This window comes from Solibacillus silvestris, assembly GCF_051967575.1.
Taxonomy (GTDB): domain Bacteria; phylum Bacillota; class Bacilli; order Bacillales_A; family Planococcaceae; genus Solibacillus; species Solibacillus silvestris_B.
The window spans coordinates 42,954-66,071 of the sequence record NZ_JBQCJW010000013.1; the positions used below are offsets into that span (position 1 = coordinate 42,954).

The 23,118-nt window shown below is 39.8% G+C and carries 22 protein-coding genes; 16 read left to right on the forward strand and 6 right to left on the reverse strand.

From position 1 onward, the window contains the following. Positions 1 to 27: 27 nt before the first annotated feature. The gene (locus ACTHOQ_RS10330; RefSeq protein ID WP_440495985.1) at positions 28 to 2,334 is read left to right on the forward strand and encodes a YhgE/Pip family protein; all 2,307 of its coding nucleotides are present in this window, start codon (positions 28 to 30) and stop codon (positions 2,332 to 2,334) included. A gap of 60 nt (positions 2,335 to 2,394) precedes the next feature. Here the strand turns inward: ACTHOQ_RS10330 and ACTHOQ_RS10335 are convergent, their stop codons facing one another. Together ACTHOQ_RS10335 and ACTHOQ_RS10340 are read right to left on the reverse strand one after the other, a co-directional pair. Continuing rightward, positions 2,395 to 2,688 (reverse strand): YxcD family protein, encoded by a 294-nt coding sequence (locus ACTHOQ_RS10335; RefSeq protein WP_440495986.1) that lies wholly within the window; start codon positions 2,686 to 2,688, stop codon positions 2,395 to 2,397. After that, complete coding sequence (locus tag ACTHOQ_RS10340) at positions 2,676 to 3,137, reverse strand: hypothetical protein (protein ID WP_440495988.1); 462 nt, start codon at positions 3,135 to 3,137, stop codon at positions 2,676 to 2,678. The genes ACTHOQ_RS10335 and ACTHOQ_RS10340 overlap by 13 nt, the downstream gene beginning before the upstream one ends. A gap of 252 nt (positions 3,138 to 3,389) precedes the next feature. Between ACTHOQ_RS10340 and ACTHOQ_RS10345 the strand changes: the two genes are divergently transcribed. Further along, complete coding sequence (locus tag ACTHOQ_RS10345) at positions 3,390 to 4,373, forward strand: diaminopimelate dehydrogenase (protein ID WP_440495989.1); 984 nt, start codon at positions 3,390 to 3,392, stop codon at positions 4,371 to 4,373. Positions 4,374 to 4,544: 171 nt separating this feature from the next. Here the strand turns inward: ACTHOQ_RS10345 and ACTHOQ_RS10350 are convergent, their stop codons facing one another. Beyond that, entirely contained in the window at positions 4,545 to 4,781 is a 237-nt protein-coding gene (locus tag ACTHOQ_RS10350; RefSeq protein WP_440496038.1) for a transposase, read from the reverse strand. Between the two features lie 116 nt (positions 4,782 to 4,897). Here ACTHOQ_RS10350 and ACTHOQ_RS10355 point away from each other — a divergent pair, with 116 nt between their 5' ends. The 8 genes from ACTHOQ_RS10355 to ACTHOQ_RS10390 all read left to right on the forward strand — a co-directional run bounded on the left by ACTHOQ_RS10355 (position 4,898) and on the right by ACTHOQ_RS10390 (position 11,477). Continuing rightward, positions 4,898 to 5,173: a hypothetical protein gene (locus tag ACTHOQ_RS10355; protein ID WP_440495991.1), complete on the forward strand. Its 276-nt coding sequence runs from the start codon at positions 4,898 to 4,900 to the stop codon at positions 5,171 to 5,173. Between the two features lie 264 nt (positions 5,174 to 5,437). Further along, on the forward strand, positions 5,438 to 5,710 hold the full coding sequence (locus tag ACTHOQ_RS10360) for a YhdT family protein (protein ID WP_440495992.1): 273 nt from the start codon (positions 5,438 to 5,440) through the stop codon (positions 5,708 to 5,710). Beyond that, complete coding sequence (gene panF / locus ACTHOQ_RS10365; protein ID WP_440496040.1) at positions 5,710 to 7,155, forward strand: sodium/pantothenate symporter; 1,446 nt, start codon at positions 5,710 to 5,712, stop codon at positions 7,153 to 7,155. The genes ACTHOQ_RS10360 and panF overlap by 1 nt, the downstream gene beginning before the upstream one ends. Before the next feature lie 151 nt (positions 7,156 to 7,306). Beyond that, positions 7,307 to 8,029: a GTP cyclohydrolase II gene (locus tag ACTHOQ_RS10370; RefSeq protein ID WP_440496041.1), complete on the forward strand. Its 723-nt coding sequence runs from the start codon at positions 7,307 to 7,309 to the stop codon at positions 8,027 to 8,029. A 14-nt stretch (positions 8,030 to 8,043) separates the two neighbouring features. Next, the gene (ribD, locus tag ACTHOQ_RS10375) at positions 8,044 to 9,156 is read left to right on the forward strand and encodes a bifunctional diaminohydroxyphosphoribosylaminopyrimidine deaminase/5-amino-6-(5-phosphoribosylamino)uracil reductase RibD (protein ID WP_440495994.1); all 1,113 of its coding nucleotides are present in this window, start codon (positions 8,044 to 8,046) and stop codon (positions 9,154 to 9,156) included. Next, complete coding sequence (locus ACTHOQ_RS10380; protein ID WP_440495996.1) at positions 9,149 to 10,225, forward strand: FAD-dependent monooxygenase; 1,077 nt, start codon at positions 9,149 to 9,151, stop codon at positions 10,223 to 10,225. Before ribD ends, ACTHOQ_RS10380 begins: the two co-directional genes overlap by 8 nt. Before the next feature lie 9 nt (positions 10,226 to 10,234). Continuing rightward, positions 10,235 to 10,795, forward strand: a complete 561-nt coding sequence (locus tag ACTHOQ_RS10385; protein WP_440495998.1) for a 5' nucleotidase, NT5C type — start codon at positions 10,235 to 10,237, stop codon at positions 10,793 to 10,795. Between the two features lie 85 nt (positions 10,796 to 10,880). After that, entirely contained in the window at positions 10,881 to 11,477 is a 597-nt protein-coding gene (locus tag ACTHOQ_RS10390; protein ID WP_440496000.1) for a transcriptional regulator, read from the forward strand. Positions 11,478 to 11,526: 49 nt separating this feature from the next. Here the strand turns inward: ACTHOQ_RS10390 and ACTHOQ_RS10395 are convergent, their stop codons facing one another. Then, a complete protein-coding gene (locus ACTHOQ_RS10395) occupies positions 11,527 to 11,907 on the reverse strand; it encodes a nucleotide excision repair endonuclease (RefSeq protein ID WP_440496001.1) in 381 nt (126 codons plus the stop codon). A gap of 359 nt (positions 11,908 to 12,266) precedes the next feature. On the opposite strand from ACTHOQ_RS10395, the gene ACTHOQ_RS10400 reads away from it, so the two are divergent. Continuing rightward, entirely contained in the window at positions 12,267 to 13,139 is an 873-nt protein-coding gene (locus ACTHOQ_RS10400) for a DMT family transporter (RefSeq protein WP_440496002.1), read from the forward strand. Positions 13,140 to 13,562: 423 nt separating this feature from the next. Beyond that, positions 13,563 to 14,303, forward strand: coding sequence for an alpha/beta fold hydrolase (locus ACTHOQ_RS10405; protein ID WP_440496004.1), 741 nt, complete (start codon positions 13,563 to 13,565; stop codon positions 14,301 to 14,303). 41 nt (positions 14,304 to 14,344) lie between these two features. On the opposite strand, the gene ACTHOQ_RS10410 is transcribed toward ACTHOQ_RS10405, so the two are convergent. After that, positions 14,345 to 15,166, reverse strand: a complete 822-nt coding sequence (locus ACTHOQ_RS10410) for a TetR/AcrR family transcriptional regulator (protein WP_440496005.1) — start codon at positions 15,164 to 15,166, stop codon at positions 14,345 to 14,347. A gap of 93 nt (positions 15,167 to 15,259) precedes the next feature. Here ACTHOQ_RS10410 and ACTHOQ_RS10415 point away from each other — a divergent pair, with 93 nt between their 5' ends. Together ACTHOQ_RS10415 and ACTHOQ_RS10420 are read left to right on the forward strand one after the other, a co-directional pair. Beyond that, positions 15,260 to 18,346, forward strand: coding sequence for an efflux RND transporter permease subunit (locus ACTHOQ_RS10415; RefSeq protein ID WP_440496007.1), 3,087 nt, complete (start codon positions 15,260 to 15,262; stop codon positions 18,344 to 18,346). 101 nt (positions 18,347 to 18,447) lie between these two features. Continuing rightward, the gene (locus ACTHOQ_RS10420) at positions 18,448 to 19,623 is read left to right on the forward strand and encodes a M14 family zinc carboxypeptidase (protein ID WP_440496008.1); all 1,176 of its coding nucleotides are present in this window, start codon (positions 18,448 to 18,450) and stop codon (positions 19,621 to 19,623) included. Positions 19,624 to 19,765: 142 nt separating this feature from the next. Here ACTHOQ_RS10420 and ACTHOQ_RS10425 read toward each other — a convergent pair whose 3' ends face one another. Beyond that, positions 19,766 to 21,151, reverse strand: a complete 1,386-nt coding sequence (locus tag ACTHOQ_RS10425; protein WP_440496009.1) for a DHA2 family efflux MFS transporter permease subunit — start codon at positions 21,149 to 21,151, stop codon at positions 19,766 to 19,768. Between the two features lie 168 nt (positions 21,152 to 21,319). Between ACTHOQ_RS10425 and ACTHOQ_RS10430 the strand changes: the two genes are divergently transcribed. Both ACTHOQ_RS10430 and ACTHOQ_RS10435 read left to right on the forward strand, forming a co-directional pair. Then, positions 21,320 to 21,859, forward strand: coding sequence for a TetR/AcrR family transcriptional regulator (locus ACTHOQ_RS10430; protein WP_440496011.1), 540 nt, complete (start codon positions 21,320 to 21,322; stop codon positions 21,857 to 21,859). Between the two features lie 291 nt (positions 21,860 to 22,150). Next, positions 22,151 to 23,095, forward strand: coding sequence for a cation diffusion facilitator family transporter (locus tag ACTHOQ_RS10435; protein ID WP_440496013.1), 945 nt, complete (start codon positions 22,151 to 22,153; stop codon positions 23,093 to 23,095). Positions 23,096 to 23,118: the final 23 nt, after the last annotated feature.

Below are 23,118 nucleotides of genomic sequence, written 5' to 3' on the forward strand. Positions count from 1 at the left end.
TTTAATAGTTGAAAAAGGGGGTTACGTATGGGGATGTTTCAGTTGTTCGGGAAGGAATTGCAGTTGCTCGCCAATCGGAAAGGCTTGTTGTTTGCATTGATCGGTGTGATGCTAATTCCGATTGTGTATGCAGCGGTGCTATTGTCCGCTACATGGGGACCGTACGACAATCTTGATAATTTGCCTGTTGCATTTGTCAACAATGATGCAGGCGGTGTATCAAGCGGTCAACCGATTAATGTCGGCAATGATTTAATGGAAACATTAAAAGAGAGCAAATCATTGGGTTGGCATTTTGTTACGGAAGAGGAAGCGATGAAAGGGCTGGAAAATCAGGAATATTATTTAATAGTGGAAGTTCCTGAAGACTTTTCACAAAAAGTAACAACGGTTTTAGATGCAAATCCGCAAGTGCCGGAGCTGCGCTATATTCAAAACGAAGGGCTCAACTTTATGGGTGCCCAAGTGACGAATAGCGCAGTCGAAAAACTTCGAGAACAACTAGGGGACAAAATTACGGCAACATATGCAAGGACCGTTTTTTCCAAGTTTACGGATATTGAAACAGGTTTTGCAACAGGGGCTGACGGATCGAAGCAAATTTTGGACGGCACTGAACAATTAGCCGTGGGGACGAACACATTGCTAGCTTCATTGTCTGAAAAATCGGATGATATTAACCAACTTGCTGCAGGGGCTAAAACAGCAGATGACGGCGCAGGCCAAATTTTATCGGCGATTAATGGGGGTGCAAATGATATTAATCGTTTAGCATCAGGTTCACGTCAAGTAGCGAATGGTGCGTCACAATTAAAGGGCGGGTCACAACAAGTGCTGGCTGGTCTCACTTCGTTAAAGGGCGGCTCAACGGAGATTTACACAGGCTTGCAGCAACTACAGCCAGGCTCTGAAAATTTATTAAATGGTCTGCAACAACTGTCAACAGGGGCAAATCAACTATATGCAGGGATTGCAATAGGGGATGGCACACAAACAAATCCAGGTTTAGCAAAAGGTTTAACCGAGCTTTCCACTGTGCTGCATTCTAAGCAGGGGGATATTGAACAAATGGCGCAAGGGGCAACATTATTGCAAAGTTTAGCACAGGCACCTGGCTTGGAAGCATACCGGGAAAACCTATTAGCATTAAGCGCGGGACTGAGTGAGCTCGGAGCCGTTTATCCTGTTGCCGTTCAAAGCGCGAACGCATTAAGCAATGGCGCAAATCAGATTGCGCAGTCAATGCCTGCATTAACATCAGGGCTAGATAACGCAATTGCAGGACAAAATTCAATTGTAGCAGGCATTAGTGCATTGACGGTTGGACAAGAGCGTGCCGTAAATGGCATCGATGAACTTATCGCAGGTCAAACCGCATTAGTTTCAGGAGCAACAACATTGGCTGGCGGTGCTTCGCAAGTCGCTAACGGCAATGCATCCTTAACGGGATCGTGGAATCAATTAGGCACAGGTGTTGCAAGCTTGAAAAATGGCTTAACACAAATTAGCAGCGGAAATGAAACAGTAGCTTTAGGATGGCAAACGATGACTGAAGGTGTCACAACATTGAATGATGGGGCAACTCGTCTCCAGGAGGGATCAAGCGAATTAGCGACTGGTTTGGAAGGCGGGCGTGATCAAGTAGCGGCAATCCGCATTACGGATGAAAATATTGCGATGTTCTCCTCGCCGGTCGCGCTGGCAGGGGAGAAGTTGAATGCATATGAATATTATCGCGATTCAACAGCACCATATATTTTATCGCTTGCCTTATTTGTAGGGGTGCTTGTATTATCAATGCTTGTCGATTTTAAAAAGCCAGCCGTTTTACCGAAATCAGCGGTTAGTTGGTTTGTTAGCAAATGGTTGCAATTGGCACTATTCGCAACAATGCAGGCTTTGCTTGTGGCGGTATTTACATTAGTTGTTCTACAGCTAGCTGTTGACAATATTCTGATGTATATTTTGTTCGCGGTTTTTGCAAGTATTGTCTTTATGACGATTATATTCTTCTTCGTGTCAGTTGCAGGCCATATCGGACGTTTTGTTGCACTAGTTTTTGTTGTTGCACAATTATCCATTACCGGCTCAAATTTGCCGATTCCGATGCTTCCTGATAATTTACAGGCAGTTAGTGCATTTTTGCCATTCACGTATTCTATTTCCGGTTTTAAATCGGTTATTTCATTAGGCGATTTATCGTTGCTGACATCAAATACAGCGATATTGGCTATCTATTTAATCGGCGCATCAGTATTGGCGTTCATAGCCTTCGCAGTAAGCTATAAATCAATGACGACGAAATATACACCGGAAATACAGCCGACTGCATAAACAAAAAATCCACCGAATCTCCATATGAGACGAGGTGGATCTTTCGATGCTGCATTTAATTTAAAGCTCTATATGTGCGACCATGCCTTCTTCGTCATCAATGGCAAGAGTGATGCGTGCCGACATAGAATCCCGGCCAAGCTGCTCATCGATGTATAGACGCAGCGCCATAATGAAGTTGACTGAATTATAAACTTCTAATTGACCGTTGTAAAAAGCCTCTGCTGAATATCCGGCGGCATCATCATACATAAGCTCCACTTCAATTTCTTCCGGTGCCGCATTTTTGAATTTTGCGTGAAATAGGCAGACTGCATTAATTAAATCCTGTTCGAGCAACGTTAGCTTTTCCACGTTTCCGTTACCTCTTTTTCTTTTTTGCGCTTAATTAATTGATAAATCTTCACTAAGAAGAATACAATCGCTGCGATGGCTGCCACGTTTATTAGTAAACCTAAAATATTGCCGAGCATACCCATCCCGGCAAATAAGCTGCCGAATAATAACCCGGCCAGACCGCCTAGCATCAAGCCTTTCATTAAACCGCCTTTATTAGAGGAAGCTTTGTTTGTGTTATCTTTTTTAGTCGTTGTGCCATTGTTTTGTTTGGCAGTTGTTGGATTTGTGGCATCATTATTATTCTTTTGAATGTTTGTATTGTTATTGTTTCCGCTAAAGCCCTTTTTACCTGATTTGTATGACTTTGCTTCTACTGTCTGTGCATCGTTAGCAAAGAAAAGCGATGTTCCTACACTGGAAAATACAAGTGCGAATGCTAACAATACGGCTGATAATTTCTTCATGTCTTTCCCCCAAATAGTCTATTTCTATACTTTACTAGTATATCAAAAAGGGACATGGATAGAAAATAAAAACTCTTTCGAATAATTTTGCATACATTTCTTGAGTGATAACAATTGCTTGTAAAAATAACGAAAAATATTGTATTCGTAAAAGTGAAATTGTATGATGAAAAGTACATTTAGACGAAAATTCAGAATTTACATCATTATGTGAATAAAAATATCGTCGGAAAAAAATTGGGGGAAGTTAAGATGAGCAAAATTCGTATTGGTATTGTAGGTTACGGAAATTTAGGGCGTGGTGTAGAAGCGGCAATCAGTCAAAATGCCGATATGGAGTTAGTTGCCGTTTTTACACGACGTGATCCAGCAACTGTTTTGATTCAATCGGTAAATGTACCCGTTTATTTAGTGGATGACGCGCCAACTTATAAAGACCAAATTGATGTGATGATTTTATGCGGCGGTTCTGCTACAGATTTACCAGAGCAAGTTCCGCATTTCGCACAATGGTTTAATACGATTGATAGCTATGATACACATGCGAATATCCCGGCATTTTTTGAAGCGGCGGACGCAGCGGCTCAAAAAAGCGGTACAGTATCGATCATATCGGTTGGATGGGATCCGGGGTTATTTTCATTAAATCGTTTATTAGGGGAAACGGTATTACCAGTGGGCAATACATACACATTTTGGGGCGATGGCTTAAGCCAGGGACACTCGGATGCTGTGCGCCGCATTGCTGGTGTGAAAAAGGCGGTACAGTACACATTGCCAATCCAATCAGCGGTAGAGCGTGTACGAAATGGGGAAAACCCGGAGCTGACAACACGTGAAAAACATGCGCGGGATTGCTATGTAGTGTTGGAAGATAGTGTAGATGCAGCACATATTGAAAAAGAAATTAAAGAAATGCCGAACTATTTTGCTGATTATGATACGACTGTCAACTTCATTACAGAAGCGGAGTTTAATGAAAAACACCAAGGCATGCCCCATGGCGGTTTTGTAATCCGTTCAGGTCAATCAGGCGAAGGAGATAGACAGATTTTAGAGTTTTCATTAAAGCTTGATTCGAATCCGATGTTCACATCAAGCGTATTAGTTGCCTATGCCCGTGCAGCTTATAAACTAAGCGAAAAAGGGGAAAAGGGCGCAAAAACAGTGTTTGATATTCCATTTGGCCTGCTTTCGCCAAAATCGCCAGCAGACTTGCGTAAAGAATTACTGTAACATATGAAATAAACGAGGCTATCTACTCTGTAAGATTAAGTATAAGTAATTGTACATGATATTATATTCACTAGAGGCTGGAACATAACTAGTTCCAGTTCAGGCAAAAAGGGAAATTGCATGGTGCAATTTCCCTTTTTGTCATATAATTTGAGAAAATCCGATGAGGAGTTAACCCCTCGCCGTATATTTCCTTAAATTTGCGGCCATTACTGCCATTCCGATTTCGTGATGCACCTTTGATTTTCCGCGGACATAAAGTCGCATGAAACCCAAATTAGCTCTCGGGAATCCAAAAACTGGCTCCTCGTCAATTTTACGTTGACGATAGATGGCAAATCTTCTTTTACTTCTTCCACACAATGGGCTACTTGCTTCAGTTCTTTCATCGGTGGGTGGATACGGAATCGATTGATTGCACGATAGCTTGGCTCATAAGGGATGTTTAAATTTATATATAAAATATGAAACCGATTGTATATATCACTCGTAAATATAAGTATTATTAAAAGGGGGGACGTTTTATGGAATTTTCTATACTGGATGCGTTAATATTATTTATCTGTGCGTATTTATTGTTCACTGTCTTTGATTTGAGTAATAGGGTCAAAGATATGCAATCTACTTTGAAACAAATGACTAAACAAATAATTTCACCTGATAATCCGATAAATAACGAATTAAAACAACTTTTAAAAGAAGGCTCTGATGTCAAGGCGGTAAAAAGAGCAAGAGAACTTTTTGGGCTTTCACTAGTAGAAGCGAAACAATATATTGATAAATTAAAAAGTGAAATTTAGTGCAATCATTACTATTTCAATTGTATTGTTATACATACCGTTATTAAATAACGTTCCCAAATGAAAGTCTGGCTACGTAAAGAAAAGCAGCAAACACTCATATGACAGAGTTTGCTGGTTTTTCTTATGAACATTATTTCATTTCGAATAAAATAATTGTATTTCAGGCTGTTTTTATGCGAATTGAATTTTTCTGGCCGGAAATGCTTTTCTTCTATAGATTTGGCACGTATGATAGAATAGATTATTTTTATATAAGAAAGGATGTTTAATGTGCAGGATAAGCGTTTTGAAATCGCGCATAAAGAAGCATTGATCGGTGTCGTCCTCGTCCTTATAAACTTTGCCATTTGGTTTGGTTTCGCTTATGGGCTAGGTTCGGATGACCCACTTCAATATAAATATGTTTTAGGCTTTCCAGCATGGTTTTTTTATAGCTGTATCGCCGGAACCATTTTTATGATTGTTTCGATTTGGGTTGCAATGAAGCTTTTCTTCAAAGATATTTCCCTTGAAGAGGAGGACGAGCATAAATGATGCATTGGCAAGTAATTATTCCGCTCCTACTTTTTCTCATCATTATTTTTGGTATAGGTATTTGGGCAAATCGTCAAGTGCGCACTTCCAACTCGTTTTTGCAGGAGTACTTTTTAGGCGGCCGTGAAATGGGGGGCTTCATCCTTGCGATGACGATGATGGCGACATACGGCAGTGCGTCGAGTTTTATCGGAGGGCCGGGGGTTGCCTACAACACAGGGCTCGGCTGGGTACTTCTTGCAATGGCTCAGCTTCCGGCAGGCTACTTTGTTTTAATGGTGCTTGGCAAGAAGTTTGCGATTGTGTCGCGCCGTATTGAAGCGATCACATTGATCGACTTTTTAAAGAAACGATATGACAGTAATACGATCATTATTTTATCGGCAATCAGCATCATTATATTCTTGTTTGCATCGATGACCGCACAATGGGTTGGCGGTGCGCGCTTAATAGAGTCTTTAACAGGGCTTTCCTACACGAATGCGCTTTTGATTTTCGCTGTTGCGGTATTGGCCTATGTGATTATAGGCGGGTTCCGTGCAGTGGCATTGACAGATGCGCTGCAGGGCTCGATCATGATTATCGGGACGGTCATTTTATTAGTGGCGACAGTATTTGCCGGTGGCGGGGTTGAAAATATTATGCAAAATTTAGTCGCCGAAAACCCCAATTTAGTCTCGCCGTTTGGGGCATCCGGCAATTTAACCCCTTTATATGTTTCGACATTTTGGATTTTAATCGGTTTAGGGGTTATCGGTCTGCCGCAAATTGCGGTGCGTGCAATGAGCTATAAAGATTCCAAAAGCTTGCATCGGGCAATTTTAATCGGTACTGTAGGGATTGGGACAATTATGTTGGGCATGCATTTAATCGGGGTGTTTGCACGTCCGGTCATGCCGGGAATTGAAATTGGGGACAAGGTAATGCCATTATTGACATTGGAAGTATTGCCGCCTGTTTTAGCGGGAATTGTGCTCGCTGCTCCAATGGCCGCCATTATGTCGACCGTAAATGCATTATTAATATTAGTAAGCTCGACAGTTGTGAAAGATATTTATTTGAATTATATAAATCCTGAAGCAAGCGATGCCCAAATTAAAACGAGCAGCTTTTGGGTGACGACGGTCATAGGAATTGCAGTTGTCCTATTCGCGGTAAAGCCGCCGGAATTATTAATAATGCTGAATTTATTCGCATTTGGCGGATTGGAGTCGGCATTTTTATGGAGTGTTGTTTTTGGTCTTTACTGGAAGAAGGCGAACAAATACGGGGCAATCAGTTCAATGGTAGTCGGGTTGGCGCTTTATATTATTATTTATCAATTTTCCGAGAATATTTACGGCATGCATTCCGTGACAATTCCGATTATCGCCTCGTTCATCACATTTGTTGCCATCAGCCTAATCGCACAAAAAGTGAAGAAAATAGAGGATTATCATTTTTAATTGCAGAAAATTATTTGCTGACATATGGAAAAGCCGAGGCTATCATGAATTAGATAGTTTCGGTTTATTTGACGTTAGATACTTATTATTATAAACTAGGTTACGTAAAGTAACTTATATGGAGATTAAGGTGATTATAATGAAACAATTAATGGCGATTTTAGAAAATAAAATTCAGCTTATCCGAAAAGACGAGTGGCAAAACATTGCGTTAGTCGGTCCTGTGAAGCTGCCGATCAAACAAGGTGAATTTGAAGCGACATTCAAATGGTATTCATGGACTGCTGTTAATAAAAATCAGACAAAGGGGCAAGTGGTGGAATCCGTCCAGTCGATGAACTTAGCGTTTGGCCAGCAATCCTCGGTATTAGTATACGGGGATTTTGGAAACGATGATGATGCACTGATCCGCATGCATAGCATTTGTCATACTGGCGATATATTTGGCTCACAGCGCTGTGATTGCGGCTATCAATTGCATGAATCGATGAAGATGATCGTTGAACACGGATGTGGAGCAATTTTTTATTTAGCGGATCACGAAGGGCGCGGAATTGGTCTGTTTTCGAAGTCTCTTGCTTATTTGTTGCAGGAAGAGGCGTATGATACGGTGGAAGCAAATCATGCGCTCGGCTTTGAAGACGATACACGTTCATATGATGATGCGATTCGCGTATTGCAGGCACTGCGCATAAAACCAGTGACACTCATTACGAACAATCCGAAAAAACTTGCAGCATTGCAGGCAAGCGGGTTATTGGCTGATGGCCATATTCCTTTATGGGGCGGCCTAACGGAAACGAATGCACATTATTTGCAAACGAAAGTTCAAAAGTCGGGTCATATCGGCGAAGTGCAAAAGCTGACGGTGTAAGGAGAATGAAGCGAATGAAAACAGATCAAGACTACATGCGGCTTGCCCTTCAACTAGCGGCAAGTGCAAAAGGAAATACAAATCCGAACCCGCTAGTAGGAGCCGTTATTGTAAAAGACGGGGTGGTCGTAGGTACAGGACTCCATCGTAAAGCCGGAGAACCCCATGCAGAAGTCCATGCTGTTCACATGGCTGGGGAGCATGCAAAAGATGCGACAATTTATGTGACACTGGAGCCTTGTTCACATTACGGTAAAACACCGCCTTGTGCGAAGCTTGTAAAGGAAAGTGGGGTAGCCCGTGTCGTTGTGGCAACAGAAGATCCAAACCCTGAAGTGGCAGGACGCGGCATACAGCTTTTACGAAACGCAGGAATTGAAGTGGATGTCGGTATATTGCAGCAAGAGGCACAAAAACTAAATGAACGTTTTATTCATAATATGTTAAAGGCGCGCCCATTTGTTTCAGCGAAATTTGCGATGACACTGGATGGCAAAATTTCGACACATAATGGTCATTCCCAGTGGATTACGGGTGAAGAGGCGCGTGTCGATGTCCATGAGCTGCGCCACGAGGTGGACGGGATTTTAGTAGGTGTCCAAACGGTATTGAATGATAATCCGAAACTTACAACACGCCTTAAAGATGGAAATGGGCGAAATCCTGTGCGTATCGTGTTGGACAGCACATTGAAAACACCAATAAATGCCCACATTGCGGATACGGCGGAAGCACGGACAATCATCATTGCCGGTCCTGACGCGAGTAGGCAAAAGATGCAAGCTCTCGAAAAACAAGGTGTGGAAATTATCCAAGTCGCAAAAGGTTCAAATGGCTTAAATATCGAAGCTGCATTGAAGGCTTTATATAAACATGGAATCACCCATTTATTAGTTGAAGGCGGCGGCAATGTCAATGCATCATTTTTGCGAAGCGGTTTAATCGACCAATATATTGTATATATTGCCCCAAAAGTGTTAGGCGGGAAAAATTCGATCACTCCATTCACAGGCGCCGATATTGATATGATTGATGCTGCCTCAAAGCTTGAATTTGATAAAGTAACTCGAATCGGAGAGGATTTGCGCATTATTGCATATCCGAAGAAGGCGAAATCTGATGAATAGAAAAGTGGATGTGTGTATTGTAGGCGGCGGTCCAGGAGGTGCATTGCTTGCGAATATTTTGGCGGAAAACAATGTTTCGGTCCTATTAATCGAGCGTACAAATGACTTTGCTAAAGCATTTCGAGGCGAGCATTTGAATGAAGAAGGGGAACAAATATTAAAGCAGCACGGATTGTTTGAACGAATTGAACAGCTCGGATTACTGCGGATGGAAACATTGGAGTATTGGCTGGATGGAGAAAAAATCAAAACAATCGAGCCTGCACCTGCCATTGGGCATTTAGGCATTCATGTGCCCCAAGCGCATTTACTGCAAGCGATCATTGAGCAGGCAAAAACGTATCCGACATTTGATTATTTCCTGAATACGACTGTTAAACAGCTTGTTCAAAATGAGGAGGGTCAATATACAGCCGTTCGTGCATTGCAGGGCAACAATGAAATATACATCGAGGCACAGCTTATCATCGGTGCAGACGGCCGCTATTCTACGGTACGGAAGCTCGCAAATTTGGATGTGACGATCCGCAATCATGGCTATGATTTATTATGGGCCCGTATACCCGCACCGACAGACTGGACACCGTCAATAAAAATGACGCTCGTTGACACGATGCAAATTTCTTTATTCACGCAGGCGAAAGGTTATGTGCAAATCGGCTGGAATATTGAAAAGGGCAGCTATGCATCGCTTCGGAAACAACCATTCTCGCCTTTTGTAGAAAAGCTGACGAAAGCATTTCCGCAATTGACCCATTCCGTGAACGAACATATACAATCATGGCGCGATTTTGTGCTGCTCGATGTATTCAGCAGCATATCCGAGCAATGGGGTAAAGACGGGGTTGTGCTGATAGGCGATGCTGTCCATACAATGACCCCTACAGGAGCATATGGTTTGAACAGCTCTTTAATGGATGCACATATTTTAGCGCAAATGCTCCTTCAAAATGAGCGATTTGATTTTATGAGCTGTGCTACGGAACGGAAAAAGCAAATCTCTGAAATACAAGCAATGCAAATCGAAAAAGAACAAAAGTTTCAAGATGCTTTTGTCGTATTAGGTTAGGTGAGGGCAATGAAATTTGGTTTTGATATTGATGATACATTAATCGATTTACGTCGACATGCGTTTCGATTATATAATAAAAAGTTGAACAGAGCGGTCGGGGAGGATATATTCGAAAAAATTCCGACAGTGGAAATTCACGAAGCATTTGGCTTAACGAGCGACGAAGGAAGCGAAATGTGGAATGATTCGATGAAGGATATATATTTTACGGATTGTCCGAGCTTTGATGGCGCACAACAAGTTTTGCGGAAGCTGGCAGAACAGGGCCATGAAATCTATTACATTACTTCACGTCCGAAAAAGTATTGCGCGGAAACACGTGCATGGGTGAAAGCACAGGGTTTTCCAGTAGTGGATGCAAATTTTTACTGCGGTATGGAAGACCATGAAAAAATCGATATTATAAAAAAACTGGAGCTCGATGTATATGTCGATGACAAGCCTGCCGTTTTAAATACATTAGCAGGAACAAACACGAAAGTCATCGTTAAAAATCAATCATATAATCAGCAGGTCGACTATATTCGCCTAGTAAATTGGCATGAATTTGGCGCATTATTAAAATAGTTTGAATTTTTGACTCTTCAAGTCGTAAAATCTGTGGTATTGTTATGAATGTATAGTACTTACGGGTTGGAGGATTAATAAAATTATGATTACTGAACAACATTACGAGGCAAGTATTCATTATAACGGAATAATTTTACTGTCGGCTTATTTACAGCGCCAATATGTATACCGAACAATTCAAGTCCGATTAAACAATGCGAATGAAGAGCCGTTAAATAAAGTCAAAAATATGCTTGAGCATACAGAGGCGATGCTCACTGTTTTTGAAGAGACTAAAAGCTTGATGGACGGTCAGCGCAATAAGCTGAAATTGTTCGCAAGTGAAGTGGCGATGATGATGCAAAATTACATTAAAGAGGAGCCTGATTTTAACGAGCGCTTAGCGGTGGTTGGTTCCACTCTTTATTCGGAGCAATTAATGAACAACGGTATTATTAAATTGGGCTATATATTCAAGCAAAATATCGGAAAAGATTTCCCGGCACGCGTGAAATTTTATGAAGAGCGCACGAAAGTAATTGATGTAATGGTTCAGCTAGTATCTGAAGAAAAAGAAATTGAGCAGGGCATGCAGAATATTTTAAACAAATGGTATGACGGCATTGCCAATCAGAAAAAAGGCATTATGGAAGATTTATCAAAAATCAATGAAATGCTCGATTATAAAATACAGCAATAAAACAACACCTTGCCATTTGATTTCTCTTAGTGGCAAGGTGTTCATCTGCTTATTGGCGGTCGAAAAATACTTTATCGATATTGTATTTCGCTTGGAACTGGTTGATTGCGTACGTTTCATAAATTTCGCGTTCCATTGGATCCTCAATTTCATATACTTCAATTTTGTGGATTTCGCCGCGGTGGTTTTTCACAGGCGATACATTATCTTCAAAGTGCTTTTTGATGCGTTGACGGATTTTTCGTGCTTTCCCGACGAATAAAAGCTCGTTTTGTTCATTATAGAAGAAGAAAATCCCGCCTTTATCCCGCGTGATTTTATGGAAATCAATGAAACCGAAGTATGGCTTAATTTCCACCTCTCCTTGTTTCAAAACTTGCTCACGCTGACGAATTACTAAATCCGGCTTTGGCATTTCAATTTTAATCAATTTGTTCACGTCCCTAAATTATTGTAAAAGCCTATTTTACACGAAAAAAAGGTAAATTGCCATTCATATAATTAATTTCAGCATTCGATATTACAAATAAAGGAAATATATTCACATTTTATATACAGATTATCCGACACTATTAAAGCTATTATTTATTATCCCTTCGAACCAATTATCGAACAACAGCAATATATCTATCCTTTTGTACATAAAAAAACCTTTTTAGTATGAATGGTCAAGCGAAATATTAGCCAATTTAGCACGAATTTTTATATATTTTTGAATTTTCGCTATCTTTTATACGTGATTTTGATTATTGTAAATTTAATTGTTTTAAATGAGAGAGAAGGAATTGTATGCAAAAATATAAAGGCGAGCTGTTAATGCTCATTACCGCTGTCATGTGGGGAAGCGGCTTTGTTGGAATGGCAAAAGGTCTGGAACATTGGACAGTGTTTCAATTGATGGCAGGGCGTTTTTTATTAGCCTCTGTTATTTTAAGTATTATTTTTTATAAAAAGCTTCGACTAATTTCTAAAGCGGTATTATGGAAAGGCGCAGTGCTCGGCGCCATTCTATTTATAGCATTTACATTGCAAACGATGGGCCTGGAATATACGACCCCGTCCAAAAATGCTTTTTTGACTGCAATTAATGTAATTATCGTTCCAATTATAGCTTATGTCATCTATAAGCGGGGAATTGACCGGTTTGAATTTATCGCTGCGGGCGTTGCAGTAATCGGAATTGGTTTTTTATCATTGCAAGATTCGTTAACGATTAATATTGGGGATTTTTTATCCATACTTTGTGCAGTCGGCTTTGCATTCGATATTTTTTATACGAATGTTTTTGTAAAAACGGAGGATGCGCTCGCATTGACGATTGTTCAATTTTTTACAGCGACAGTGCTTAGCGTCATTTCTGTATTAATATTAGGTGAAGTGCCGACGACCTACACTTCTGAAGGATTTGGAATCATCGTTTATTTAGCTGTATTTTGCACGGGTGTTGCCTATGTTTGTCAAAATATCGGGATGCAATATGCGAATCCTACGAAGTCTGCGATTATTCTATCAACGGAATCATTGTTCGGTACGATGTTCTCGGTGCTTATTTTGAATGAAATTTTAACAGGTCGCATGCTTGTAGGATGTGTGCTCATTTTCTGTGCTATCTTATTTGCGGAAGTGAAGCCAACTTTCAGGCGGAAAAAATCATATATTTGAGTTAAGGGCTAAATAGTGCAGCCCCCATTAATTTATACCTCTCTTTGCTGCAAAAGGGTGTTCCAAAAAAACTTTTAGAACACCCTTTTTTATATATGGCTAAAATAGAAGTGTTTCAGTGATTGCGCTGAACTAACTGGAATTTTGAATTCAGCTCAAATTTGGAAGATTGTTTACCGGGAATGGGGCTTCTTCAATATGGCGATTGGACCGGTTGTCGGACTTATAGCTAGAAAAAATATAGACGCTGCGTATCCAACAACGAAAAAGAGAAAGCGTAAATTTTTGATTGCCGGAAATATCAATTTAAAAATATAGTATACAAACTAATATTTTCGTATGGATTGCGAATTTAAGCATGTTTACGAACCGATAATTAAGGAAAAGGATATAGGGAAAATGGATGGGGGAGGACGAGTGCGCATGTTAAATTATACTCGAAACGGTTCAGGGGAAGCCGTTGTATTAATTCATGGATTTTTGGGCGGGACGGCAATTTACGACAGAATAATCGATGCTTTAATACAGCGTTTTGATGTAATAGCGATTGATTTGCCTGGTCATGGAAAAAGTGAGGCACCAGAGGGCGATTACACGATGTACCGTTATGCAGAAGGAATTATCGATGTCCTGATGGCTGAAAAAGTGGAAAAATCATATTGGATTGGCCATTCAATGGGTGGCTATATTACATTGGCGGCAATTGAAAAGAATTATACGAATATTGAAAAAGCGGTATTATTATATTCATCTGATGCCCCTGATACGGCAGAAGCAATCGAGAAACGAACAAAGCAGCAAGAAGAAATTATGGAACATGGTGTTGGATCATTTGTTGATGGCATCATTCATAATTTTTTAGCACCTGACGCTAAAACTGAAGATGTATTATTCGCAAAAGAAGTTGCCTATGAAGCGAAAGCGGAAGGACTTGTCACTGCACTTGGCGCGATGAAAACCCGACCAGATCAACGTGATTTAATAGATGTGACGTCCACACAAATATTGGTAATTGAAGGCGAGCAAGACAATGCGGTCACACCGATTGAAACAACAAATCCGAACGTCTCGAAAATAAAAACAAATACGGGTCATTTAGGTATGCTGGAAGATCCGCAAACTGTCCTTCGAGAAATATTAAATTTCTTAAATCCTGCAGAATAACAAAAGATGGCAAGCATAATTATTTTGCTTGCCATCTTTTATTAGCTAAATTGCTTTCTTAAATATAAAGTAATCCAATTTAAGCTTTCATTTTTCTCTAAATTGGAAACAAGGCCAAGAACGATTGCATTGCGTGGTTTATCCAGCAGAAGCTCTTCTTTAAGCAATTGAATCGAATCCAGCTCCAACTTATTATTCGTAAGCTTTTGAAGTTGATTGAGTTCTTCTATAATATGCTCGGTCGAATAATTTTCAACACGATTGTAAAGCTGTGAAGAACTTTGCAAAAAAATGATTTGGCTTTTTGTAGCCAATAATGTTGTTTTCTCTACAAGTGAATCTGCAAGCTTTAAAATATCGAATGGTTTGCTTGATTCGAAAAAGTATTGTAAGTACGATTGTATCATTCCGTTTACGACGATGACTAAATCGTACTGCTTTCCTTCAATTTGCTCTCCGAATACATCAAACAACAACTTTTCCAAGCTTTTTTTAGACAGCTCCACATAATAATGAATCCGTTCAATTAATGTTTCATTAATGGCTGAAACCTTTTCCTTCAATAAAACTTCGGCGAAGCCTGTATATTGTGACATTATTTTAAATGTGTAAACAAAATAAATATGAAGCTTTTCTGACGGTGTCGAACCTTCATTGACTGCTTGGTCAACTTCTCGAATAATATTGTTCATAAAATGTTCAATAATTGAAAAGATGAGCTCATCCTTCGATTTGAATGATAAATAAAATGCACCTTTTGAAATACCGCAATGGTCAGTAATTTGTTGTACTGACGTAGCTTCTATTCCTTTTTCCGCAAATAGCTGAAGGGCAGAATCGATTATCAATTGTTTTCTTGTCATAATAAGTTCATACCCCTTTCAATTGACACGTGACCGGCTAGTCATTATTATAAAATGGTGGTTACATATAGTCAAGAAAGGTAAGGTGGAACCGTGAAAGGCTTAGTTAATTTTGTATTAAAAAACAAGCTTGCCGTATGGTTGTTAACAATCATAATCGTATTTTCTGGTATTTATTCATCAACACGAATGAAGATGGAATCGATCCCTGATATTTCGATCCCATACTTAATCGTAATGGGTGTATATCCAGGAGCTACACCGGAGCAAGTAATGGATGATCTTTCTATTCCTTATGAAAAGGCAGTAGAAAGTTTAGAAGATGTAAAGGCCGTTTATTCTACTTCTAGTTCAAATGTTTCCCAAGTTCAGGTGGAATATGAATATGGCGTGGATATGGATGAAAAGAAACGTCAATTGGAAGCTGCATTAGATAATATTTCACTTCCTGAAGGTGCACAGGAGCCTTCGATTATGGCAATCAGCATGAATATGATGCCGGTCATTGCGTTATCTGTGAGCAGCAAAGAGGAAGACATCGTTGAATTAACTTCAACGGTCGAGCAAATTATTCTTCCGAAGCTAAACAAAATTGACGGTGTTGCCTCTGCGACAGTAACGGGTCAGCATATTGAAGAAGTGGCTTTCACATATGATGAAGCGAAAATGAAAGAATTGGGCTTGACAGAGGATTCGGTTAAGCAAATGATTCAAGCGAGCGACTTGGCGATTTCTTTAGGTTTATACAAATTTGAAGAAGGCGAGCAAGCTGTAGCGGTAGATGGCAAGTTTAAAACAGTTGAAGATTTGAAAGAAATGTTAATCCCTGTCACACCATCTGAAACAAATCCTGTACCTTTCGTAAAGTTAGGAGATATTGCACAGATCGAAAAGGTTGGCAAGGTTCAATCGGTTTCCCGCACGAATGGTAAAGACGCTATCGCCATCCAAGTCGTGAAAGGGCAAGATGCAAACACTGTAACGGTAGTTAATGCCGTTAAAGATTTAATCGAAGAAGAGCAGGATTTAATCTCCGGTCTCCAAATGGATATTTCTTTAGACCAAGGTAAGCCTATTGAAGATTCAGTCTTTACAATGGTTGAAAAAGCAGTGTTCGGCGGATTGATCGCGGTATTGATTATCCTTTTATTCCTGCGTGACTTCAAATCGACAATCATTTCGATTATTTCTATTCCAGTATCAGTATTTATGGCATTAATGCTATTGCACTGGATGGATATTACACTTAACATTATGACACTTGGTGCGATTACGGTGGCAATCGGACGTGTAATTGACGACTCGATTGTAGTGGTGGAAAACATTTACCGCCGTATGCATTTAAAAGAAGAAAAATTACAAGGTCGTGCGCTTATTCGTGAAGCAACAATTGAAATGTTCAAGCCGATTTTATCTTCAACATTAGTAACGATTGCGGTATTTGCGCCACTTGTATTTGTAGGCGGTATGGTAGGGGAATTATTCGTACCATTCGCATTGACAATGTCATTTGCATTAATCGCTTCATTAATTGTTGCGATTACAATCGTGCCAGCACTTTCTCACACATTATTCCGAAAGAAAATTTACGGTGAGAAATTAGAAAGCCAGCATAAAGAAGTTGGTAAACTTGCATTAACTTACCGCAGCTTCCTAGAGAAATGCTTAAATCATAAATGGATTACTTCAATTATTGCAATTGTAGTGTTAGTTGGCTCTTTAGCTTTAACTCCATTAATCGGTTTTAGTTTTATGGGTTCCCAGGAAGAGAAAGTTATGTATTTAACATACACACCAAAAACTGGCGAGTTAATGGAAAATACATTGGCGAACATTGAAGAAGTTGAGCAGGAATTAATGAAACGTAAAGACATCGATATTTTACAATTATCGGTGAATACGGAGCCTTCAACAGATATGGCTTCCATGATGACAGGTGGAGGAGCTGGCGGCGGTTTAATCTACGCCATTTTCGATCCTGATATGAAAGATTTCCCTGCAGCTAAAAAAGAGGTAGAGGACTACATCTTTAATGTTGGGCAATCTGGCGAGTGGAAAACGCAAAACTTCGCGATGGGTATGTCTTCAAATGAAGTTAGCTATACGTTATACAGCGAAGATTTAGATAAACTGAATGAAGCTGTTGCTCAAGTGGAAGATGTTCTGGTCGACATCGATGGATTGGATGAAGTTGAATCAAATGCATCTGCACCATATGTAGAAAATGTATTAAAAGTTGATCAGCAAAACGTATTACAATACGGTTTGACAACGGCACAAATTTTAATGGCTTTACAAACGAACACAAATAAAGAAATTTTAACAACGGTTGAAAGGGATGGCGCGGATATTAATGTCGTTGTACAGCGCGAAGCAAAATCAGCTGCTGCCGACATTGATGAATTATTGGAAACGCCAATCCAGACAGCGACTGGTCAGACGATGACAATCGGTGAATTGGTAGAGCTGGAGGAAGGTACAACATTAAATTCATTATCTCGTCAAAAAGGGGAATACTTTGCAACTGTATCTGCTACAATTACAGACAAAGATATTTCGAAAGCAACTTCTGCAGCAGATGAAAAAATTGCTGATTTAGAATTACCTAAAGGGGTTACGACAGGTGTAGGCGGTGTTGCAGCAGATATGGCTGAAACATTTACACAATTAGGGGTAGCAATGGTTGCCGCGATTGCGATTGTTTACTTTATCCTAGTTGTAACGTTCGGTGAAGGGTTAGCGCCATTCGCGATTTTATTCTCATTGCCATTTACGGTAATTGGTTCTTGGATTGGGTTATTCGTGACAGGCCAAACAATTTCGGTATCAGTAATGATGGGGCTGCTCATGTTGATTGGTATCGTTGTTACAAATGCAATTGTACTTGTAGACCGTATTATCCGTATGGAACATAGTGGTATGAATATGCGTGAAGCGATTCTTGAAGCAGGGGCGACACGTTTACGTCCGATTTTAATGACGGCGATTGCGACGATTGGTGCGATGCTGCCAATGGCATTCGGCGGTGCTGGCGGCGGTCTGATTTCTAAGGACTTAGCTGTAACAGTAATCGGCGGTTTATTATCGTCTACAGTATTAACATTAATCGTCGTACCGATTGTATATGAAGTATTATCAAAAATGCTGAAGAAAAATCGTAAAGACGTGAAAGACAATTAATGAATACAGCCTGTAAGAAGTAAGATGCTTACAGGCTGTTTTTTTGTACAATTAAGGGTATAGAAGGGATATTCATCAGCATACATACAGGGGGAGTATCATTGAAAAAGATTATTACTGTAGGCACGCTCTTTTTTCTGTTCTTCGTTTCAAATGCTGAAGCGATGAATGCCGAGGCAAAAGATGTACTGTACAAAGCTTATCCAGTTCAAGTGATGGCAAAAAAAGAAACAGCAATAGTAGATGAACAAAGCAATATTATCAAAAAGGTGGCACAGAAGGAAAAGCTAACATTGCAAAATATAAAGGGCAATAAAGGTATCGTCCGTCATTCATCAAAACAAGCTTTTATTACTTTGACGGATTTTCATTTTGTGCAGCTGGTGGACGGGTCAAACGTGTTAACATATGATGAAGTTGCATATAAGCTGCAGCTGCTTTCGCTTATGTATCCTTCACTAACAAAACTGCAGCAAATCGGTCAGTCCGTTGAAGGACGTTCATTGTATGCGCTCAAAATTGGAGCAGGGAAAAAAGAAATATTATTCGATGCAGCCTTTCATGGGCGCGAACATATGACGACAAATGTGTTGATGGAAATGGTCGAAACGTATTTAAAAGCATATGTTAATGGCACAAAAATTGAGCAATATGATGTGAAAAGAATATTGGATGAAGTAAGTATTGTGTTTGTGCCGATGGTCAACCCGGATGGCGTGACGCTTTCCCAAGGAGGGAAGGTCGAAACACCAATTGCAAAACTTACAGCAATGAATAACAGCACAAATTTTGATCGGTGGAAAGCGAATATAAATGGCGTCGATTTAAATCGGCAATTTAATGTGAATTGGCATTTAATCAAGACAACAAAGCCCTCTTTTAAAGCTTACAAAGGGACGGCCCCATATACAGAGCCCGAAGCAGTCGCGATGAAGCAATTCATAGACCGAGGCAATCATTTGGCGTATGTGTCGTACCATTCTTCCGGTCAGATTATTTATTGGAGCCGGGCGAAGACACAATTTGAACGCTCGAAAAAGCTGGTGAAAGGCGTTTCCTCGATTACTGGCTATAAAATGATGCCGGTGACAGCGAAAAATGAACCGATCGCAGCATCTGAAGATTACTTTACAAAGGTGAAGGACCGGCCGGCGATGACAGTTGAGATTGCCCCATTTGCCGGTGAGGGATCTGTTCCTTCAAGTCGTTGGAACGATGTGTGGAAGCGTAATAAAACCGTCGCGCTATATGTAGCGAACGAGGCGAAAAAATGGTAAGCATGAAAGCATTCACTTAATAAATTAGTTAACAGCTTTCCCTAATTGAAAATGCATTGGTTCGGGGATGGCTACAATGAATTGCCGTGTTGCATATCGAAAAGAGGTGTCCCAAATGATTTTTGGAACACCTCTTCTTTCGTCAATGCGCTTTTTTAGGGACAAAAAGTACGATAATAAAGGCAATGACCGCGACTATAAACATATAAAAATACGTGGCGCTTGCAGCATTAGCATAGCTTTCATTTACCTGAATCGATAAATCTGTTGATTGTAATGCATATATAGTGACGATAACAGCTGTACCAATCGCTCCTGCCAGTTGACGAACAGTGTTATTAATTGCTGAGCCGTGTGAGGCCAACTCTTTCGGTATCGCATTCAATGCTGCTGTATTCAGCGGCATTGTAATAAATGCCAAACCAATACGCAAAATTATTGTCCGTACAAGTATATACATATATGAAGTGGAAGAGGACAGGTCCATGACGAGCCACATGGAAACCGCAATTAAACTTAAACCGATGATAAACAGCGGTTTTGCGCCGTATTTATCAAACAGCTTTCCTGTGACAGGAGATAATAAAGCATTAATAATAGCACCCGGAAGCAGCAATAGCCCAGCATCCAAAGCAGTGAAACCGCGTCCATCCTGTAAATACATCGGAAGCAAAATCAAATCCGCATACATTAAAATAGTAATCGCAACATTGACGATCGTCGTCATGGAATACATTTTATTACGGAACACCGATAAATTTAATAACGGATCTTTTGATGAAATTTGGCGTTGGCAAAACAAAATGATAATGACAAGCCCTAAGCCGATCGTTGTCAAAATGACCACATCATTCCAGCCCCTGTTACCTGCACTGCTAAAGCCAAACAACAAAAAGCCGAAACCAACCGTTGAATAAATCAAGCTTATCGCATCAATCTTCGTTTTAGTCCCTTCATTTACATTCATTAAATATTTATAAGCAAAGCCAATAATAATTACAACAAATGGAATTAAACTGATAAATAGCCAACGCCATGACAGGTAATCAATAATAAAGCCGGCTATTGTCGGGGCGATGGCAGGAGCAAATATAATTGCGAATCCGACTTTTCCCATAATAGCACCCCGTTTTTCCTCAGGGAATAGATGGACAATTACGGTCATCATTAGCGGCAAAATAATGCCTGCTCCGACAGCCTGAATCATGCGTCCTGTTAAAAGCATACCAAAATTTACTGCACAAGCCGCGACTATGGAACCGATCAATAAAAATAACATCGCACTTATAAATAATTGGCGTGTTGAAAAGCGCTTTATTAAAAAAGCGGTAATTGGAACTAAAATCCCATTCACAAGCATAAATCCTGTTGCCAACCATTGAATTGTAGTTGGGGTAACAGCAAAAGTAACCATTAAATCACTTAAAGCTACATTGAGGAGTGTTTGATTTAAAGTCGAGAAAAAACAGCCTGCAATCATGACGATGAGCAGTATTTTTCTTGTCTGTTCGGATAATTCATTTTGCATTCTAAAACTCCTTAAGCTACGATAACTTTATAGACAATTTGTCTACTAAATATCATAACAATTAGGGCGATTAATTGGCTATACACAATATTGCACAGAATGTCGACTAATCGACAAAAATATTCATAATGTAGATATATTACCTTTTAATAGACAGGAATGATTAAAATGTTGAAAAAAAGTGATCCGCGCGCAGTACGGACGAAAGAAATGATAAAGGATGCCGTCTTTGAGCTTTTGAAGGAAGGGATACTGCTAAATCAATTGACAGTGCAAAAGATTACAAAACAGGCCACTTTAAACAGGACAACTTTCTATTTGCATTATGAGGACATCAATCATTTGCTGAATGAATTAGTACAGGAAATTTTCAGTGAAGTGACGGAAAAAATAAAGGATCTGAATGTGACACATAAACTGAGCAAAAAGAATGATTTAATCGAATTATTGAATTATTTAGCGTCGCAAAAGCATTTTCTCAAATTGCTTTTCCAATTTGAACAATTTGAAAAAGTTCTATTTGAGCTAATGAAAAATTTAATTGAAATGAGAAGATTCAATAGCATGCATGTTTCATCCAAAAGTATCGTCGACAGCCAAATAAAATCTGCTTCAATTGTCGGCGTCATCACATGGTGGTTAAAGGATGGCGCTCATTTAAGCGCTCAATTTATCGCCGATCAAATTCATCTCATGTACCGCGCCTAATACACCTCAACGGGAAAGGAGAGTCGCCTACATAATGGAGCATGAAATAGAAAGAAACCCCGGGATGCCCCAATCGGTTAACTTTATGTATGATTTGGTTTAGGTGAATAATTTTAGGGGAAAGTTAATTCAATGCAGTTGATGTAAAGAATGTGTCAAAATAATTTTTTTCACATTCTTTTTTGTTAAAAAGGACAACCAGCCCTATGAATTTGTTATTGACATGTAAAAAAAATTGCATTATTCTATATATGAGTATATGTTCATATATCAAAAACAAGGGGGATTATTATGGGGGAACATCATCATCATTCACATAGTACAAACAAAAAAATTCTGTTTATTTCGTTTTTAATTATTACAAGCTTCATGATTGTGGAGGCGATTGGCGGGGGGCTGACGAATAGTCTTGCACTTCTTTCGGATGCAGGCCATATGTTCAGTGATGCGGTTTCGCTTGGAATTGCAATGCTGGCGATTATTTTTGCCGAACGGGTTGCGAACGGGAGTAAAACATTTGGCTATAAACGTGTAGAAATATTAGCTGCTACATTAAACGGTCTAACATTGATTTTAATCGCTTTATTTATCTTTTACGAGGCGATTGAACGTTTTATGAATCCCCCGGAAGTTGCATCGATGGGCATGCTGATCATCAGCAGCATCGGTTTAGCGGTAAACATTTTAGTGGCATGGATTATGATGCGCGGTGCAGATACGAAAGAAAATTTAAATATGCGCGGGGCATTCCTGCATGTAGTAAGCGACATGATTGGTTCTGTCGGGGCAATTATCGCAGCTTTGCTCATCATGTTCTTCGGCTGGGGTTGGGCAGATCCATTAGCAAGCGTATTTGTCGCAGCACTTGTTATACGGAGCGGGTTTTATCTGACAAAAGCTTCTTTGCATATTTTAATGGAAGGCACGCCGGCTGGTATAAATACGGAAGCGATTATACAAACAATCAAACAGATGCCTGAAATTGATGGGGTGCATGATTTGCACATATGGTCTATTACAAGCGGGTTGAATGCGTTGTCCTGCCATATTGTTGTAGATGGCCGGTTAACAGTGAATGAAAGTGAACAATTACTAAAAAAATTGGAACATGATTTAGCACACGAAAATATCCACCATGTTACAATTCAAGTAGAAACAAGCAGCCATCTACATGATGAAGCCATTTATTGTACAGCAAAACAAAGTGCAGACCTTCATCATCATCACCACCATTAAACAGTTTTTCTTCCAAATTATTA

What these genes read in the sequence shown, in the direction of transcription:
- ACTHOQ_RS10330 (WP_440495985.1), top strand. Translation starts at nt 28, where the DNA reads ATGGGGATGTTTCAGTTGTTCGGGAAGGAATTGCAGTTGCTCGCCAAT.
- ACTHOQ_RS10340 (WP_440495988.1), bottom strand. Translation starts at nt 3,137, where the DNA reads ATGAAGAAATTATCAGCCGTATTGTTAGCATTCGCACTTGTATTTTCC.
- ACTHOQ_RS10345 (WP_440495989.1), top strand. Translation starts at nt 3,390, where the DNA reads ATGAGCAAAATTCGTATTGGTATTGTAGGTTACGGAAATTTAGGGCGT.
- ACTHOQ_RS10355 (WP_440495991.1), top strand. Translation starts at nt 4,898, where the DNA reads ATGGAATTTTCTATACTGGATGCGTTAATATTATTTATCTGTGCGTAT.
- ACTHOQ_RS10360 (WP_440495992.1), top strand. Translation starts at nt 5,438, where the DNA reads ATGTTTAATGTGCAGGATAAGCGTTTTGAAATCGCGCATAAAGAAGCA.
- panF (WP_440496040.1), top strand. Translation starts at nt 5,710, where the DNA reads ATGCATTGGCAAGTAATTATTCCGCTCCTACTTTTTCTCATCATTATT.
- ACTHOQ_RS10370 (WP_440496041.1), top strand. Translation starts at nt 7,307, where the DNA reads ATGGCGATTTTAGAAAATAAAATTCAGCTTATCCGAAAAGACGAGTGG.
- ribD (WP_440495994.1), top strand. Translation starts at nt 8,044, where the DNA reads ATGAAAACAGATCAAGACTACATGCGGCTTGCCCTTCAACTAGCGGCA.
- ACTHOQ_RS10380 (WP_440495996.1), top strand. Translation starts at nt 9,149, where the DNA reads ATGAATAGAAAAGTGGATGTGTGTATTGTAGGCGGCGGTCCAGGAGGT.
- ACTHOQ_RS10385 (WP_440495998.1), top strand. Translation starts at nt 10,235, where the DNA reads ATGAAATTTGGTTTTGATATTGATGATACATTAATCGATTTACGTCGA.
- ACTHOQ_RS10390 (WP_440496000.1), top strand. Translation starts at nt 10,881, where the DNA reads ATGATTACTGAACAACATTACGAGGCAAGTATTCATTATAACGGAATA.
- ACTHOQ_RS10400 (WP_440496002.1), top strand. Translation starts at nt 12,267, where the DNA reads ATGCAAAAATATAAAGGCGAGCTGTTAATGCTCATTACCGCTGTCATG.
- ACTHOQ_RS10405 (WP_440496004.1), top strand. Translation starts at nt 13,563, where the DNA reads ATGTTAAATTATACTCGAAACGGTTCAGGGGAAGCCGTTGTATTAATT.
- ACTHOQ_RS10410 (WP_440496005.1), bottom strand. Translation starts at nt 15,166, where the DNA reads ATGACAAGAAAACAATTGATAATCGATTCTGCCCTTCAGCTATTTGCG.
- ACTHOQ_RS10425 (WP_440496009.1), bottom strand. Translation starts at nt 21,151, where the DNA reads ATGCAAAATGAATTATCCGAACAGACAAGAAAAATACTGCTCATCGTC.
- ACTHOQ_RS10430 (WP_440496011.1), top strand. Translation starts at nt 21,320, where the DNA reads ATGTTGAAAAAAAGTGATCCGCGCGCAGTACGGACGAAAGAAATGATA.
- ACTHOQ_RS10435 (WP_440496013.1), top strand. Translation starts at nt 22,151, where the DNA reads ATGGGGGAACATCATCATCATTCACATAGTACAAACAAAAAAATTCTG.